The following is a 14,924-nucleotide window of genomic DNA, read 5'->3' as shown; positions in this document are numbered from 1 at the left end:
TTATTTGGGAAAAGCGGAGCCCGGCTTTCCTGAAAAGGCAAAAGCACAAAGGATGCTGTAACTCTGCATATCGGCTGCATGATTTTTTCCTTAAGCCGCAACTGGTTTAAGAAATTATGCAGTCGCTTCATGATCCGCCATGGGGATGGGCGGCATGGCGCCGCCGATGATATCCCTCATACAGTTCACCTCATCAATGGGTATCCATCCTCTCGTATAGCCGAGACTGATTGCATTCGACGCAATTGCCAATTGCTGACGCAAACGATGCACATCGTCCAGGAGCGTGGCAATGGCGGCTCTTGCATCGCCGTCGTGCCATTCAATAAGATGAGCAATCCGGTCGGCATCCGGGGAACCAGACTTTGAACACATATCGAAGATCTCCTGTGAAAGCAGACTTTCAGCGTATCGATACGCCATATTGTTCATGTTATGTTCTCGCTTGGGGAGAGTCAAGAATGATGTGTGGTTTCATCGTTTCTGCACAGGGGATGCCGAACTGGAGGCAAATTTAAGACTTTTTGTCCCGTCATTCCCGCGGAACCCGGCTCGAATATAGTTTCAAAAATTTTAGAACGGGGTTTTTCGGAAATTCCTCTTGCGCTTCTTTTCGATCCGTTCTAAATGCCCGTCACCACACGCTTTTAAGTTATGGAATGGCCTCGTGGCGGAGTGGTTACGCAGAGGACTGCAAATCCTTGCACCCCGGTTCGATTCCGGGCGAGGCCTCCATTCCCTTTTTCTCCCATATGTAAGTCTCTGATTTTCCGACGTTATTTTTAGCGTGTGGCAGTTCGTTCGCCTCTTGTTCCGCCACGCAATTTTGAGGGTGTGGCAGTGCGTTTCTGAATTAGCTGTTTTCGGCTTCTTTAAGCGCCAATAATTGCGGCCCAATTCCATCCCAGTTGATCCGCTCCACGGTCTGGCGAGCAAGTCGAGAGCGCTCCGCGTCGCGGGTATAGATTTTTGATGTCTTGCTGTCGCGCCAGCCGAACATTGCTTCTAACATGCTGTCGGTCGCTTCGTTGTGTGCAACGTCTGTCGCCAGGCCTTTGCGAACAGAATGGGAGGTCAAGTGCGGCATGCCCGCCTGCGTCCACCAATCTGAGATCCTGTTTCCCAGACCCTTTACGCTAAACGGCTTTCCGAATTCCGTCACCAGATAGGTGGGGCCTGTGGTCTTGTGTGTTGCTAGGACGGCTTCGAGGATCGGATGAATGGTGATGTTGATATCTACAGGCGTCCTGTTGCGGTTTTTGAACAGGCGAAACCGGAAGGCGTCTTTATGACGATGTTTCGGCCCAAGGGCGGCGAGATCGGAGACGCGTAAGCCCGTATACATTTGGATGGCTAGATAGAGTGTCGCCTTTGACCCGGTGCCATGGTGTGCGATGAAGCGCTCCAGGTCGCCGGGTGTTGCCGTTTGGTGGCCATCGGTCTGAGCGCGAAACGGCTTCACCATACGCGCGATATTGGCCGTGATCGGTTTTCCGTTCTGGGTGGTGTCAAACACCTGCCGAAGCACTTTCAGCCTCTCATCTGCCGCAAACGGCGTTTCCTTCTTACGGTCTCGCAGAACCTCCAGATTTGTGACGTCCATGTGCTGGAGGGGCATGTCTGCAAAAGTGCGTTCGTCGCCTGCTTTCAAGGGTTCGTGCCACATGGCTTCGATGATGTGCCGGCGGCGCGTCTGCGTGGTGTTGTCCAAGGTCGTGAATTCATGACTGCGCATGTATTCCATGCAGAGCCATCGGAACGTACCGGTCTTCACAAGACGAGAAATCGGTTTTGGCCCTGTGTCCTCCTCTGGAGGGCGAACGGCGTTCCTTGCCTTCCAGTAGGCCATTGCGAAGGCTTCTGACTCGATGTCATCGGGCAGGCGGCAGATGCGCTTGCCAGCGATGCGCAGGTAATAGCGCATGGAGCCGTGACGGGTCTTGTTTCTCTCGATGTAGGGCAATTCGATATTGGTCATGTCCATCACACAGATGCCCGCCATTCATCGGCGTTACTGTCTTTCTTTGTCAAAGGGTTGCTGTCTTCCGGCCAGTCCATCATTGCGATGGCAATTTCCTGCACCAGCCAAACCTTGCGGCTGTGCCAACGGCGTGGCGGTGGCAGGAAACCCTCGGTCACCATCAGATCTACAGTGCCGACACTGACGCCAATGGCGGCAGCTACCTCCACGCGGTTAAGGCCCAGCCGAGGGACGCTGGCGATGGGTGAAAAAGGCGGGCCTGAACGAATTTGTTCGGTCTTTATCATTTGCGGCGCTCCCTTCTGTCTCGCTCTGCACGGGCGGAGGCAAGCATAGAAAGGTCGGGAAGGGTGATGCGGCTGCCATCGTCCGTGATTGTGACGTGGGTGCGAATAAATGGAAACTGCTCTTGTAGCACGCTCCTGCTGATGTTGAGCGATGGCTTTTTAGCCGGTAGGCTGGGCCGTCGCGGCGTCTCGCGTGCTTCGTTTGGGAGGAACCACTTTCCCTTGTGATTGTGGCTGCAGCCGAGCTCTCGGAGCCAGCTGCGAACCGAATCGATAGAGCAAGGGACTGTCTTTGCGATCTGCGCCGGCGATAGTCTGTCCTGCACCATATCCAACAGTGCTTGGTCAGTCGGCCTCTTAATATTTTTCACGAATGCCAATTATAACGCTCCTTCTTGTGGAGGCTTTGAGGCAAGCGCAGATCGGCGTTCGCGGCCCCGGCTACTGGCGCGTTCCATATTTGGCTGCGTCAAAGTCATCTCTGAATTGATTGCAAGCGCTATATTGCCAAATAGGCAATTTTCGTCAAGATATAATTTGCCTATTTGGCAAAGATCGTAGAGGCAAAAAAAAGCCCGGAAATGTCCGGGCTGCATGATTAGCTGGTTTATCAAAGATCATGTTGAAGTCATCTTGCGTATACGTCTGTGGCGCTCAGATGGAGCGGCCCTCTTCCACTGACCGCTCCTAATGACGGACTGTATGGATGCGACCCACACCAATTCAACACCTCTAATTGTTGGTGCGTTGTGGCTTTCTAGATCGTAAGTCCCAGCATCTGCTCCCTTGTGAACACGTTTGAGATAGCGCCGGCCGTCCCGCGTTCTAACTGCGGCCTCCCATCCAAGCACGTCCTCGGGGACAAGGCTTTGAGACCAACAAATTATAATATCGCCATCATCATATCTAGGCCACATCGAATCGCCGTTGACCTCGAATGCCAAGGCATCATCAGGAAGAGGAAAGGGTGTCTCGACTTCGTGCAGACCTTCTGGAGGTACTTGTTCCTCGTCCGGTAGGATTTCGGCTCCGGCTCCGATACGTCCCATCACGGCTACAACATTCGCTTTCGGTTCGGTATTTTTAATTAAAATTTCCTGCGGTTCTACACTTAGCGCATGTGCAAACAGGTTGAGATTTTTAACGGAAAGATTGCGGTCTCCGTTTTCAAGCCTCGATACATAGGAGGTCGATAAGCCGGTTGCCTCGGCAACTTGCTCTATTGTCATCCCGCGTTCTTCGCGGAGCGCATTTAGTCTGTTGGGGTATTGTTTGTCCATATGGCAAAAATGCTCAGTTTTCTGATATAGCACCATAGCCAAATAGGCAAAATTGCCCTTGACTAAAATTTGCCTATTTGGCAAGTCTTGGGCTATGGATGCTTTGACAACATATTTAGACGAATCCGGTGAGAAGCTATCGAGCTTTGCGCTTCGAATTGGGCGCTCGCCCAGTACGTTATCGCGCGTGCTTTTGGGCCAACGTGATCCCAGTGTGGATCTAGCTCGTGATGTGGAGCGCGGAACAGGTCGCAAAGTTACTGCGATCCAATTCCTTGAAATTTGCCTCAGCAAAAGGAAACCCAGTCCATGAGTCGATTGGTTCTTTTGTTAAGTGACCCGCGCATTTCCTCCTCCCGGCTGCGCGCAGCCCGCACCAGGTTGTTTGGCGTCCGATCTGGTGCGGGCAAGTTTCGGTTTGCATGCGGTCCTCCCTGATGAACTGACGGTCCATTCCTCACATTTTTGATCAATTCCCACCACGGGAAAAACGCCGGAGATTTCCCGGCGCGGGAAAGGTTTTGTCTTATGCACACAAGCGCTTGGTTTCATCGCATCAAAGCGGCGCAACGTGACCTGATTAGGCTGGTTGGCGGTATCGAGCGGGCGTCGGAGATCTCGTCGGTGTCTGCCAGCCATATCGGCCGGATGAACAATCCGCGTGATACGGACCTGATGCCGATTTCTGTTGTCTATGCGCTGGAGAGCGAATGCGGGGTGCCGGTCGTGACCTCGGCCATGGCGGAATTGAGCGGGCGGCGGTTGACCGACCCGGCGGGTGAACGCGCCGTAGAGCAGGGCGTTGTCGTTGCCTATTCGGAGATGGTGCGCCGGGCTGGCGACCTGATTTCCGGTGGCGCGGTGGCGATCTCCGACATGGTGGTGACGCCTGCGGAAGCCACCAAGATGGACCGGGATGCGGCGGAATTGGAAGTCGGTCTTGCAGCACTTCGCAAGGCGCTGGCCGGTGTGAAGGCGAGGGGCGGCGATAAGCTTGGCCTGCGGATCGTGGGAGATCAGCCATGATCGACGCAACCCTGACCCCGCTATTCGAGCGGCCCTTGAGTGCGCGGGCACGGGCCTTCCTGCGCAAGCTCAAAATCCATGGTGGTCAGCTGATCGTGCCTGATGGCCCTGACCGGCAGTTGGCGAATGACTGCCGTGCCTGCGGCTATGTGCTGATCCGCGAGGATCACAAGACGGTGCTGCTGACCGGTCTGGGGCAGGCCTATCTTGATCGTCTGATGAGGGCGAACTGATGGCCGGTTATACGTCAGTCAAGTTTCCCAAGCCCGGTTCCGCCGGGCTTTCCCTTATTGTTGCTGCGATTCGCGATGGCGAGGTGGTCACCAAGGACGTGGCGCAGGTGATTGCCGCCAACAAGGTGGCAGCCGAAGGCTGCGGCTATCTGATCCGCGATCAGAAGGACGGCAATCGCTGGTATCCGACGGACCGCGCCCGCGAGATGCTCGCGGTGCTGGGCCTAAGCGAACCCGTACCAGTCATCCAGCCAAAAACCAAAGTGGCAACGGAACGGCGGATTGACAGCATCCGCGCCGAACACCGGCTGCGGACCCTGAATGAGACGACCGTTCTGGCGCTGATGGACAACATCCGCGACTACGGGCTGGAAACCCCGATCACCGTCTATGGCGATGTTGACGACGCTGAGGTGGATCTCGGTGCGGGCGGCCACCGCCTGGAGGCCTGCAAGCGGCTGGGGCTAGAGTTCATTCTCTGCTTTCACAAGCGTGGCGACGATCTCGACCGGCAGCTTTGCGAGATCGACGAGAACCTGATCCGCGCCGATCTGACACCATCCGACCGGGCGCTGTTTCTGCATCGTCGCAAGGAAATCTATCTGGTCAAGTTTCCAGATACGGCAAATGGCGCTGTTGGAAATGGCCGTCCGAAGGTTCGCCAAATTGGCGACGCTACTGAGGTCAAACGCTTCACCGCTGCCACGGCGCAAGCAACCGGGCAGAAAGAGCGGACCATTCAGCGTGATGTCGAGCGTGGCGCGAAGATTTCCCGAACCGCATTGCAGATGTTGCGGGGAACGCGACACGACAAGGGCGTGACGCTCGACCAATTAAAGCGGCTGGAGACGGCAGAGGCGCAGGAGCGCTTTGCCCGCGATCTGATCGCCGCAGACAAGGCAGTCACGGCTGAATCGAAGGCCATCCGCACCACCAACCAAAAACATCACCGGGACATGCGGCTGCACCTGGTGAGCGCCATTGCCGAGCATGGCCGGCGCAAAGGTGGCGACGTGCCGCGTGGTGCCTATGCCATCGGCTATGCCGACCCACCGTGGCAGCAAGAGGCCTGGAGCGATGAGACCGGCCAGGACAAAGGCCTCAAATATCCCGCCATGCCGGTGGAGGAGATCAAGGCGCTCTGCGCAGGCGAGAACTCGCCCTTCACCATGGATGCGCTGTTGTTCCTGTGGGTGACCGCCAACCGGTTGCCCGATGGCATCGACGTGCTGCGGGCCTGGGGCTTTGATTATGTCACCTGCATGGCCTGGGACAAGGTGCATATCGGCATGGGTCGCTGGGTGCGGGATCGCCATGAACTGCTGTTGATCGGCAAGCGCGGCAAGGTCTCACTCGCTCCATTGCCCGGAACGCAGCCGGACAGCCTCTATGCCGAGGCAAAGACCGAGCATAGCCGCAAGCCCGTGTGGTTTGCCGAGCAGATCGATCGGCTGTGGCCGCAACTGCCGAAACTGGAACTGTTTCAGCGCAAGGAGAGCCTTGCCGAGGGTGACGTGCGGCTTGGCGGCAAATGGGACTTCTGGGGCTTTGAGGCATCGGAGGCCACGCAGACCGCGCCGGTCTCGCAGGCCACGGAGGTCTCGCAGACCTCGGAGGCGGCATCATGCAGGATGTGAACCGCCAGCGTGAAGCCTCGACGGTGAACCGGCTCAAGGGTTCGGCTGAGCGTCTGAATGATGATGTCTGGACGCTGGAAGCGGATCGGGGCGGGTTGCGCCTGGTGGTGCATCGGCTGATGGGTGAGCAGGTGCATATTGCCACCATTCATCCGGACGCCTTGCATGACGAGCGTGACCTGATCTGCGGAGCGCTCGATCATTTGCGCCTGTTTCTTCGTCTTGTGGATCGGGCAGCGGTTGCGGTGCGCGATCTGCGGGGTGAGCTTGCGTCGCACCACAATAGCCAGCCAGCGGCCCGACAGCACAAGCCGAACCACTCGGCTCAAGCCTCCATTCTGCTGTCCCACGCTGCCTTTCACCGGTTTCTGAGTGAGACAGGCGGCGGGTGCGTGGTTGACGACAAAGACACTGCCGACGCGGCACTCAAGGCCCGCCTCGGCATCACCAGCAAAAAACAGATCAATGAAGATGACCGTGTCAGAGCGGCCTGGCTCTCGCTGTTTGGCGAGTACGAGGCGTGGCTGCGCGGCGGGGGTGAAGGATGACCGGGCTACTTCCAATCGTAGAGCAGCTTTGCGATTGCCAGACGGACGCGGAGCGGGCCAATTGGCTGCTGCGGGTGCCGCAAGGTGTCATTTACCGCGACCATGCTGCCATCTGCATGGTGTTGCGGACGGCCGGGTTTTTGGCCGGTGTCGATTATCTCGATGCCGAGTTTGCGGCGATCAATTCCACGCGGAACGGGCAGGGCTGCTGGCGCGATAGCGTGTTGCTGTCCATTGGTGCGGCAAGAGCAGCGATGCTGGACGTGGCGCGCAAAGGCGGTGCGGCATGATGGAGCCTGATCACGGAGCAACGTCGCGGGCATGGTCCTGGCGTCATGCCGTTGCCAAATCTGGCCTGCCGCCGATCACGCGACTGGTGCTGCACACGCTCGGCCTGAAGATGGATGCCACGGGTGGCTCTTGCTATCCGCCGGTTTCCGAACTGGTCGAACTGTCTGGTCTGGATAAGAAAACAATCCTGAAGCATCTCGATGTTGCCGAACAGGCGGGCTGGATCGAGGTCACCCAGCACGGCTTTCGTGGGCAGAAGTGGAAGCGAAACGAGTATATCGCCCGCTGGCCTGGCCGCGATCTGACGGGCAGTGCTGCCGCCGCTTCTGTCGCAAATGCGCAAGCTGGTGGAGGAGATACACCACCTTTTGAGGGTGAGATTTTGCCGGAAGGTGGTGGAACAGCTCCACCGCCTTGCGCGGAAAAGGTGGTGGAAATGGCGCCCGAAGGTGGTGGAAATGGTTCCACAAAGGTGGTGGAGCAGCTCCACCAAGATAAGATTCTTCCAGCTAACTCTCCAAACAACTCTCCCACCGCAGGCGCGGGGCGGGGGGAATTTTCGAGAGAGGAATTGCGAAAGATCGATCTCGCCTTCAAGCGCTGGTATCCGACTTGGCCGAATTACGACAAGAGCAGCGACACGGCAGCGAGGAAGGCTTGGTTTGCCCTGACGGCTGATCAGCGGGCAGCCTGCATCGAGAAAACACCGGCCTACATCCAGTGGATCGGCAAAGGCACGTTCACCTTCGCCGCTGTGTTCCTGCGAGACCGGGCTTGGGAAAAAATGCCTGAGGTTGCCCAGGCGGTCCAAACCCATGCCACCGCCAAGGTTTGCGGCAAGCTCTGGATGGGGCGGCGCTTGGAAACGCTGCTTTGCGAGCCGACAGGCCAGTTCGTGTTCACGGCGTTCGATAATCGGCGGCTGGCTTCCGGCGCGATCAGCCGGGAAGCCCTGGTGTGGGAAAAGCGCCGGGAACACGGCTGGCCGCTGGTGAGCCGGATGCGCGACCTTGCCCGCCGCAATGAGCCGTTCGTCACCTCGGTGGACTTGCTGCCGCTGGTTGCCAGCTTCGAGCGGGTCGAAAGCAACAGTGCGCTGTTTGCAGCCTGGAAGCGCCTGCACGAACGCCGTGGCTGGATGTTCGTCGAGGGCCTGCGCGACTGGAATTATTTCCCGCCCGTTGACCCGGATCAGCCCGATCTCGACGCGGCGGTCGAGGCGGCACTCGACCATTTCCAAACCAGCCTGAGCGAGGGACGCACCCATGATGCAGCATAACGGGAAACTTCTGGATGGCGTCTCGGATGATGGCTTGTCGAGGCTGGCTTACATCAACGCTATCGAGGCCAAGCGGCAGCGACAGGTTGCCATGGCAAGGCGCGATCGGCCTGAGTTCGACCGCTTGGCCCGGTGGGTGGTGGCGAGCTGCAAGAGCGGCATGGAAGAGGCGATCCGCGGTTCGCTCGAACAGCAGGAAATCGAGTGCTGGTGCCCCTTCGAGCGGTTGAGATTGCCTCCCAGACGCGGCAAGCAAGCTGTGGATATCCAGCGGGCGCTGTTTCGGGGCTACCTGTTCGTGCAGGTCATTCCCGACAATGAAGCCTTCGTCGGATTGATGCTTGCATCCAAGCTGCGCGGGCTGATGGGCAAGGATGGCAAGCCGCACCTGATGCCCGAATCATTGATGCGCCAACTGATGCTGTCTGCCAAGAAAGCGGAGAGAAAACATATGGATGGGCGGGATGTTCCACCGATGCCAGATGTGCTGGGCAAGCAGGTGACGATCCGCTCTGGCCCGTTTGTCGACTTCGTGGTGACAGTGCGCAAGGTGCTGTCGAAGCGTGGCCAGGTGGTCGTTGACGTGCCGTTGTTCGGCGGAATGAGCGAAATCACGATGGGGATTGACTTCATTTCGGCCTGAGATTATCGCTTGAAACGTGGAGAGGCGAACAGCGCCTTTCCAACCGAGATGACCGGGGCGTATGATGCTCCCAAGGGATTGATGTTCTCCCCCGGCCTCGCTCTGATCCAAGCCAATAGGCGATGCGATTCAGGGCCAGTGCGTAAGCTATGACCAGATGAACGATGACAAGGCGGCCGATGGGTCGCCTTTTTGCGTTCTAGGATATGGCGACAGATCAGAGATCAGATGAGGCCAAGGGCTGGCGCTCTTGGTACTACACTACGAGGTGGCGAGCCATCCGGGCAATCCAGCTGAAGCGGGATCCCTATTGCCGGATGTGTAGGCAGCAAGGGAGGCTCAAGAAGGGCTTCGTCTGCGATCACATTGAACGTCATAGCGGCAATGCGGAGAAGTTCTGGAACGGACCTTTCCAGACCTTGTGCAAGAAGCATCACGACGCGACCAAACAGCGGGAAGAACATCGCGGCTTCTCGACAGCCATGGGCGCGAATGGCTGGCCCACCGATCCCAGACACCCGGCGAACCGGACGTGACCCCTCGGACGATGGTCGAGGGCAGGGGGTGGGTCAGCCTTGAACCCGATCCGCCTCCCGCACCGGCGTTGGTCATTTCTGTGTAGCGAGTGGAAATTGGAGGGAAAAAGCCATCTTATTGTGTGTCTAGGGTCGTGATTTAAAAGTTTGCTTGACGCTTACTGATTGGCTTAAGGTTGTAGCTTATTCTGATATGCGATGCGCAATCGCGATTGAGTGGGCTTAAATGATTGAAACGACCAGAATTAAAGATCAGCAATATTTCCCGACTTATCATCTTTCTAAAGAGGCTACTGAGGTCGCCCTAAAGGAGTATGATCTTGCCGCATCAACTCTCGCAAGCGAGGGTAAAGTCCTCAATATGTCGACATCAGTCTTACTTGGTTTCATAGGTGTTGCGGCGGCGTTCTATAAAGACAACGCTGTTCGAGTCGAGGGAGCACTTAAAAATGGAATTGAAAGTACTCATACGCTAGCCGCATTCGTAATCGTTTTTGTATTGCTTACTTTGGCGTCTACGTCATATTTTGCTGATACACGACGTTCTGTAGTATTATCTAGTCGTAAAATTATAATATTAAGGCGTATGCTCGGTCTCAGTTATGGCCATATAGAGTTGGTGCTGCCTAATAAGCGAATTGAAGGTGCAAATGAACCATACCACTTGCGTATGTTTCATGGGTGGATTTCGCCGAAGGCTGTTCCAGTATATTGCCTTTCAATTACTTCAGGTGTCCTTGTTTGGTTGTTTTTTCCTAAGTTTCAGCTTGGAGAGAAATATTTTGTTTTTGGATATAATTTTTTTCCAATTGCTCTGAGTTTTTTGTGGGGAATTTTTGTGGCGCTGTATTATCGATTACACTTGCTCGACCAATACGAGAGTATATTTCGTATTGTATCTGTATTTACTGCTAGGATTTTACGTCAAAAAATTGAATTAAATTTTGAATATATAATTTACAGATCTAGATTGTCTGTAATGGAGGCAAAAAGGCTTGGTGTTCCAGTCGAGATTTTTAGGACTATACTTGTGGCGTTGGAAGATAGGGCTTTTTATAAGCACCATGGTGTCAGTTTAAGAGCAATATTCGCAGCAGCATACCGCTATTTGAAGCGAGGAAAACGTAGCGGAGGCTCAACGATAACCCAGCAGATAGCCAGAACGTTGTTTTTGAAAATGTCTGGTGGTTCGGTGCGTAGAAAGATTGTGGAGATCTTTTTGGCCGTCTGGTTTGATCGCTGCTTCTCGAAGAACGACATTATTGATCTTTACATATGTTCTGTGCGTTATGAGCGTAGGGTAAATGGTGTCATTGAAGCTTTTAAATTTTTCTTCCCGCACGAACAGTTAAGCAATGTAAATGTCAGTCAGGCATTCTTTTTGATTGAAAGAGTATCTAACATCAATTCAGGGCTGATCGTGGATAAGCTTATTTTAAATATAAAATACCTATTTGATAATAAAATTATAAATCGACAAGATGTGTTTAATATTATTGATATATTTAAATACCAAATTGAAGCGAAAAGGATAAAATCTAGCCAAAACAACTTAGATAAGATAAAAAATGATGTTTTTAATCACATGTTTTTTTACGGTTTTGAAACAAAAAAAACAACATATGAAATATTACGTGGCGAGATAATTAAATTGTATAAGAGCTTTTTCAAAATAATTCGTAATATATAAAATGAAGATAAGCGTGTTTTAATTTCTGTTATAAGCTGCAAAGTCTCACAGGAGTATTTTACCATGAAGGGTTGCAACACGTCCTCCGAAAACGTCGTGCCCCTCAAAGCCGAGGATGGCCAGGGCGCGAACTTCGAGGCACGGGCGGCGGCGTTTATCATTTCTGTGTAGCCAGCGGAAATTGGAGGGAAAAAGCCACTCTCAGCAATTATCCATTCAAAAATAAGTAGGCTTGTTGCCAGCTACTTGAGTAACTGCCTGTTTTCTTTAATAGCAGATAATTGAATTTATGGGGTGGAAATGATCAGGAAATTTGAGCCAAGGAGACGCCGAGAAATATTACGGCATGATCGTGTTTCCAAACTGATAGGCAGAGAAAAATTAAAAAATAAGCTCAGTTTAGGTTTTGGTGAGATAACGGCCATAGTGGCTCTACTCGCGTCATTTTCAAGTGTGTATCTTACCAAACAGCAACTTAGCATTTCTGAGCGGGCATTGATTGCATCTAGCCGCAACGCCGAGATGGCGATGATGCTTTCGGGACTGAGAGATGTCTGTAGCGATTTAGACCAGCTTAGGGGGGTAGTATTTAAAGATAGGAATTTTGTATACAAATCTTCCTTTATTTCTCAAAGGCCGTTAGATGGTAGATCGCCGCTAATATTTATTGGGAAGCAGGCATTGTTTCCTGACCTTGGTCGTGAAGAGGTGGTTTCAGCAGCTCGCGAACTTAATAAGAAGGCAGATGATGTTTGGCGGCGGTTTGAACTTGTGAAGCTATACTTAACGGAGAAAGAGATTGCAGAGGCAGATGCATCTCACCTCAAATCTCCTCTGGAAGATTTTACGGTCATAACCTGGGGGATTGGCAGTCAGCAAATCAGTGCACGAAAGGCGGTCCAGCAACTCATTGCTGGAGCAATTGTTTGTGAAACATTGCCGTCAAGATTGGCAGCTTGGTTTAGAAATTCAAAGACAAATAAGCTAGGATACATTTTCCGTTTAGAAGACGCTGTATTTTCATGGATTGAAGAAGACGAATATAATTCAGATTTAGTATGGCGTAGAGGTTTTGAGAGTTCAAGCCTTGAAGGTCGGGACGAAAGATACAAGAGACCTGGCCAATCCCATGAGGATGACTAAAAAAATCTTTTTTTGTTCAAATTTCTGGCTCCAGATTGCGTTGGTTTGTTTTTTCTACTCTGTAAAGGATTTGGGATGAAAGGCCGCAAACCTACCTCCGAAAACGTGGTCCCGCTCAAAGCCGAGGATGGGCAGGGGGCGAACTTCGAGGCGCGGGCGGCGGCCAAGGCGCGGGAGCTGCGGCCGGATGAACTGCCGTTCGAGGTGCGCGCCATCTGGGACCGGATCGCGCCGCCGCTGTGTGATCCCCGCAAGAACCGACTGAATGAAATCAACGTTTACATGTTCGAACAGCTCTGCTGGACAATAGCCCGTCATGAGCGGTTGCGGCTCGATGTGCGGGAAGGCGGGGAAACCTATGAGAGCCAAACCCGCAACGGCACCCAGTTGAAGAGCCGCCCGGAGGTCAGCCAGTTGAATGAGACGTGGCGGCAGATCCGGGCGCTGGCGAGTGATTTTGGTATGACGCCATCTGCCGAACGCGGCTTGCAGGCGACCGGCCAGCTAGGATTTGAGTTCCCGACCGATGATGGATTCGATTGATGTCGAGATCCCGGATGTCAGCTATGACGACGATCCGGTGACCGCCTGGGCGGCGGATGTGGTGCGCGGCGACATCGTTGCCGGTCCCCATGTTCGCAATGCCTGCCGCCGTCACCTGCGCGATCTCATCGACGGTCCGGCCCGTGGCCTGGTCTGGGATCTGGAGACCTCGAACACGCGGATCAAGTGGTTCGGGTCCAAGCTGCGCCTGAATGGCGGGCAATTCGAGGGACGGCGGTTTCGGCTGCATCCGAGCCAGGCTTTCCGGGTCGGCTCGCTGTTCGGCTGGAAATGGGCCGATACCGGCTTGCGTCGGTTCCGGCGCTTCTATGACGAGGAGGGGAAGGGCAACGGCAAATCGCCATTGCTGGCCGGGATCGGCATCTGCATGATGGTGGCCGATGGCGAACCCCGTGCCGAGATCTATGCGGCGGCTGCCAAGAAAGATCAGGCGCAGGTGCTGTTTCGTGATGCGGTTGCCATGCGCGACCAGTCGCCGGAACTGATGCGGCGGATTACCACCTCGGGGGAAAACCCGGTCTGGCAACTGACCTATATCAGCAAAGGTGGCGACAAGCGTTTCTTCAAACCGATCTCGGCTGACAAGGCGCAATCGGGTCCGCGTCCGTCCTGTGCGCTGTGCGATGAGGTGCATGAACATCCCAACCGGGATGTCATCGAAATGCTGGAACGCGGCTTTAAATTCCGCAAACAGCCGTTGCTGGTGATGGCAACCAATTCCGGGTCGGACCGCAAATCGATCTGCTGGGAAGAGCATCAGCATGCGGTCAACGTTGCGGCGGGCATCGTCCAGGACGATACGACATTCGCTTTTGTCTGCTCGCTCGATGAGGGCGATGATTGGGAGAATGATCCGTCCTGCTGGGTGAAGGCAAACCCGCTGCTGGATGTGACGATCACCACGGATTATCTGCATGGGGTCGTTGACCAGGCGCGGATGATGCCCGGCAAACGAAACGGCATTGCCCGGCTGCACTTTTGCGAATGGACGCAATCGGTCAATGCGGCAATCAAGCGTGAGGCCTGGATGGCCTGCCAGAAGGATCTTGATCTTGACTGGCTGATCGCCGAGGGCTTTCCCTGCTATGGCGGCCTCGATTTGTCGCGCACCCGTGACTTTACCGCGCTGACCCTGATCTGGGTCCTGGACAGTACCAAGGATGCAGAGCGGTTTGCGTCAAAGACCTGGTTCTGGACCCCGGCCGATACGCTGGAGGATCGGGCCAATACCGACCAGGCCCCCTATGACCTCTGGCGTGACCAGGGTTTTATCGAGGCGGTGCCGGGCCAGCGGCTCAAATATCCCTGGCTGGCAGAAGCCTTGGCCGAGATCTGCGCAAAGTTCGAACCGACAGAGATCGGCGCCGACCAGTACGGGTTGGAGCAATTGTCCGAGCATTTGGAGGATCAGGGTGTTTCCCTACCGCTGACCATCCACCCTCAGGGCTTCCAGCGCCGGGTGCTGGAGCGCGATCCAAATGCACCTGATGGTGAGCAGGATATCTATCTCTGGATGCCGCATAGCATCAACAAGCTCGAGAATGCGCTCTATGAGACGCGCATCGAGATCGACCCGAACCCGATGCTGGACAGTTGTGCGGCCAGCACCGTCTTTGCAGAAAACCGCACCGGCCATCGGATGTTCGACAAGGAACATGCCTTTGGCCGCATCGACGGCATGGTGTCTTTGGCCATGTCGATGGGCATGGCGATGTGTCGTGTTCGTGCCTCCCAGGCATCCCCATGGGATGACCCGGATTATTCCATACATCAATAAAGGGGTGGC

General features: G+C 54.7%; 15 protein-coding genes and 1 tRNA gene. 12 read left to right on the top strand and 4 right to left on the bottom strand.

Features of this window, described 5'->3' with window-relative positions; all coding sequences use genetic code 11:
* Positions 1-114 precede the first annotated feature (114 nt).
* Positions 115-432: a hypothetical protein gene (locus tag G6L01_RS09230; RefSeq protein ID WP_070165046.1), complete on the bottom strand. Its 318-nt coding sequence runs from the start codon at positions 430-432 to the stop codon at positions 115-117.
* Positions 433-661: 229 nt separating this feature from the next.
* Between G6L01_RS09230 and G6L01_RS09225 the strand changes: the two genes are divergently transcribed.
* Positions 662-735, top strand: a tRNA-Cys gene (locus G6L01_RS09225).
* A 118-nt stretch (positions 736-853) separates the two neighbouring features.
* On the opposite strand, the gene G6L01_RS09220 is transcribed toward G6L01_RS09225, so the two are convergent.
* The 3 genes from G6L01_RS09220 to G6L01_RS09210 all read right to left on the bottom strand — a co-directional run bounded on the left by G6L01_RS09220 (position 854) and on the right by G6L01_RS09210 (position 3,584).
* Positions 854-1,978, bottom strand: coding sequence for a tyrosine-type recombinase/integrase (locus G6L01_RS09220; protein ID WP_174089210.1), 1,125 nt, complete (start codon positions 1,976-1,978; stop codon positions 854-856).
* A 5-nt stretch (positions 1,979-1,983) separates the two neighbouring features.
* Positions 1,984-2,268, bottom strand: a complete 285-nt coding sequence (locus tag G6L01_RS09215) for a MerR family transcriptional regulator (protein ID WP_070165044.1) — start codon at positions 2,266-2,268, stop codon at positions 1,984-1,986.
* A gap of 617 nt (positions 2,269-2,885) precedes the next feature.
* On the bottom strand, positions 2,886-3,584 hold the full coding sequence (locus tag G6L01_RS09210) for an XRE family transcriptional regulator (protein WP_234892416.1): 699 nt from the start codon (positions 3,582-3,584) through the stop codon (positions 2,886-2,888).
* A 492-nt stretch (positions 3,585-4,076) separates the two neighbouring features.
* On the opposite strand from G6L01_RS09210, the gene G6L01_RS09205 reads away from it, so the two are divergent.
* The 11 genes from G6L01_RS09205 (at position 4,077) to G6L01_RS09155 (ending at position 14,915) form a co-directional block, all read left to right on the top strand.
* Positions 4,077-4,574 (top strand): hypothetical protein, encoded by a 498-nt coding sequence (locus tag G6L01_RS09205; protein ID WP_070165041.1) that lies wholly within the window; start codon positions 4,077-4,079, stop codon positions 4,572-4,574.
* Positions 4,571-4,807, top strand: a complete 237-nt coding sequence (locus G6L01_RS09200) for a hypothetical protein (protein ID WP_070165040.1) — start codon at positions 4,571-4,573, stop codon at positions 4,805-4,807. The genes G6L01_RS09205 and G6L01_RS09200 overlap by 4 nt, the downstream gene beginning before the upstream one ends.
* Complete coding sequence (locus G6L01_RS09195) at positions 4,807-6,444, top strand: MT-A70 family methyltransferase (RefSeq protein WP_070165039.1); 1,638 nt, start codon at positions 4,807-4,809, stop codon at positions 6,442-6,444. The genes G6L01_RS09200 and G6L01_RS09195 overlap by 1 nt, the downstream gene beginning before the upstream one ends.
* Positions 6,432-6,992, top strand: coding sequence for a hypothetical protein (locus G6L01_RS09190; protein WP_070165038.1), 561 nt, complete (start codon positions 6,432-6,434; stop codon positions 6,990-6,992). Before G6L01_RS09195 ends, G6L01_RS09190 begins: the two co-directional genes overlap by 13 nt.
* Positions 6,989-7,282, top strand: a complete 294-nt coding sequence (locus G6L01_RS09185; protein ID WP_070165037.1) for a hypothetical protein — start codon at positions 6,989-6,991, stop codon at positions 7,280-7,282. The genes G6L01_RS09190 and G6L01_RS09185 overlap by 4 nt, the downstream gene beginning before the upstream one ends.
* Positions 7,279-8,562: a helix-turn-helix domain-containing protein gene (locus G6L01_RS09180; protein WP_081356550.1), complete on the top strand. Its 1,284-nt coding sequence runs from the start codon at positions 7,279-7,281 to the stop codon at positions 8,560-8,562. The genes G6L01_RS09185 and G6L01_RS09180 overlap by 4 nt, the downstream gene beginning before the upstream one ends.
* Entirely contained in the window at positions 8,549-9,205 is a 657-nt protein-coding gene (locus tag G6L01_RS09175) for a transcription termination/antitermination NusG family protein (protein WP_070165036.1), read from the top strand. The genes G6L01_RS09180 and G6L01_RS09175 overlap by 14 nt, the downstream gene beginning before the upstream one ends.
* A 762-nt stretch (positions 9,206-9,967) precedes the next feature.
* Complete coding sequence (locus G6L01_RS09170; RefSeq protein WP_070165034.1) at positions 9,968-11,431, top strand: biosynthetic peptidoglycan transglycosylase; 1,464 nt, start codon at positions 9,968-9,970, stop codon at positions 11,429-11,431.
* 300 nt (positions 11,432-11,731) lie between these two features.
* Positions 11,732-12,574 (top strand): hypothetical protein, encoded by an 843-nt coding sequence (locus G6L01_RS09165; protein ID WP_070165033.1) that lies wholly within the window; start codon positions 11,732-11,734, stop codon positions 12,572-12,574.
* 75 nt (positions 12,575-12,649) lie between these two features.
* Entirely contained in the window at positions 12,650-13,117 is a 468-nt protein-coding gene (locus G6L01_RS09160) for a P27 family phage terminase small subunit (RefSeq protein WP_070165032.1), read from the top strand.
* Positions 13,101-14,915, top strand: a complete 1,815-nt coding sequence (locus G6L01_RS09155) for a terminase large subunit (RefSeq protein ID WP_070165031.1) — start codon at positions 13,101-13,103, stop codon at positions 14,913-14,915. Before G6L01_RS09160 ends, G6L01_RS09155 begins: the two co-directional genes overlap by 17 nt.
* Positions 14,916-14,924 lie beyond the last annotated feature (9 nt).

The sequence above is a fragment of the Agrobacterium vitis genome, assembly GCF_013337045.2.
Lineage (GTDB): Bacteria > Pseudomonadota > Alphaproteobacteria > Rhizobiales > Rhizobiaceae > Allorhizobium > Allorhizobium vitis_B.
The sequence above is the reverse complement of the archived record's forward strand: the minus strand, read 5'-3'. Positions and strand labels throughout refer to the sequence as shown.

Bases quoted from the DNA above. Each gene is read 5' to 3' on its own strand.
- G6L01_RS09215 (WP_070165044.1), bottom strand. From the start codon at position 2,268: ATGATAAAGACCGAACAAATTCGTTCAGGCCCGCCTTTTTCACCCATC.
- G6L01_RS09170 (WP_070165034.1), top strand. From the start codon at position 9,968: ATGATTGAAACGACCAGAATTAAAGATCAGCAATATTTCCCGACTTAT.
- G6L01_RS09185 (WP_070165037.1), top strand. From the start codon at position 6,989: ATGACCGGGCTACTTCCAATCGTAGAGCAGCTTTGCGATTGCCAGACG.
- G6L01_RS09230 (WP_070165046.1), bottom strand. From the start codon at position 432: ATGAACAATATGGCGTATCGATACGCTGAAAGTCTGCTTTCACAGGAG.
- G6L01_RS09190 (WP_070165038.1), top strand. From the start codon at position 6,432: ATGCAGGATGTGAACCGCCAGCGTGAAGCCTCGACGGTGAACCGGCTC.
- G6L01_RS09210 (WP_234892416.1), bottom strand. From the start codon at position 3,584: ATGGTGCTATATCAGAAAACTGAGCATTTTTGCCATATGGACAAACAA.
- G6L01_RS09165 (WP_070165033.1), top strand. From the start codon at position 11,732: ATGATCAGGAAATTTGAGCCAAGGAGACGCCGAGAAATATTACGGCAT.
- G6L01_RS09175 (WP_070165036.1), top strand. From the start codon at position 8,549: ATGATGCAGCATAACGGGAAACTTCTGGATGGCGTCTCGGATGATGGC.
- G6L01_RS09180 (WP_081356550.1), top strand. From the start codon at position 7,279: ATGATGGAGCCTGATCACGGAGCAACGTCGCGGGCATGGTCCTGGCGT.
- G6L01_RS09205 (WP_070165041.1), top strand. From the start codon at position 4,077: ATGCACACAAGCGCTTGGTTTCATCGCATCAAAGCGGCGCAACGTGAC.
- G6L01_RS09155 (WP_070165031.1), top strand. From the start codon at position 13,101: ATGATGGATTCGATTGATGTCGAGATCCCGGATGTCAGCTATGACGAC.
- G6L01_RS09220 (WP_174089210.1), bottom strand. From the start codon at position 1,978: ATGACCAATATCGAATTGCCCTACATCGAGAGAAACAAGACCCGTCAC.
- G6L01_RS09200 (WP_070165040.1), top strand. From the start codon at position 4,571: ATGATCGACGCAACCCTGACCCCGCTATTCGAGCGGCCCTTGAGTGCG.
- G6L01_RS09195 (WP_070165039.1), top strand. From the start codon at position 4,807: ATGGCCGGTTATACGTCAGTCAAGTTTCCCAAGCCCGGTTCCGCCGGG.
- G6L01_RS09160 (WP_070165032.1), top strand. From the start codon at position 12,650: ATGAAAGGCCGCAAACCTACCTCCGAAAACGTGGTCCCGCTCAAAGCC.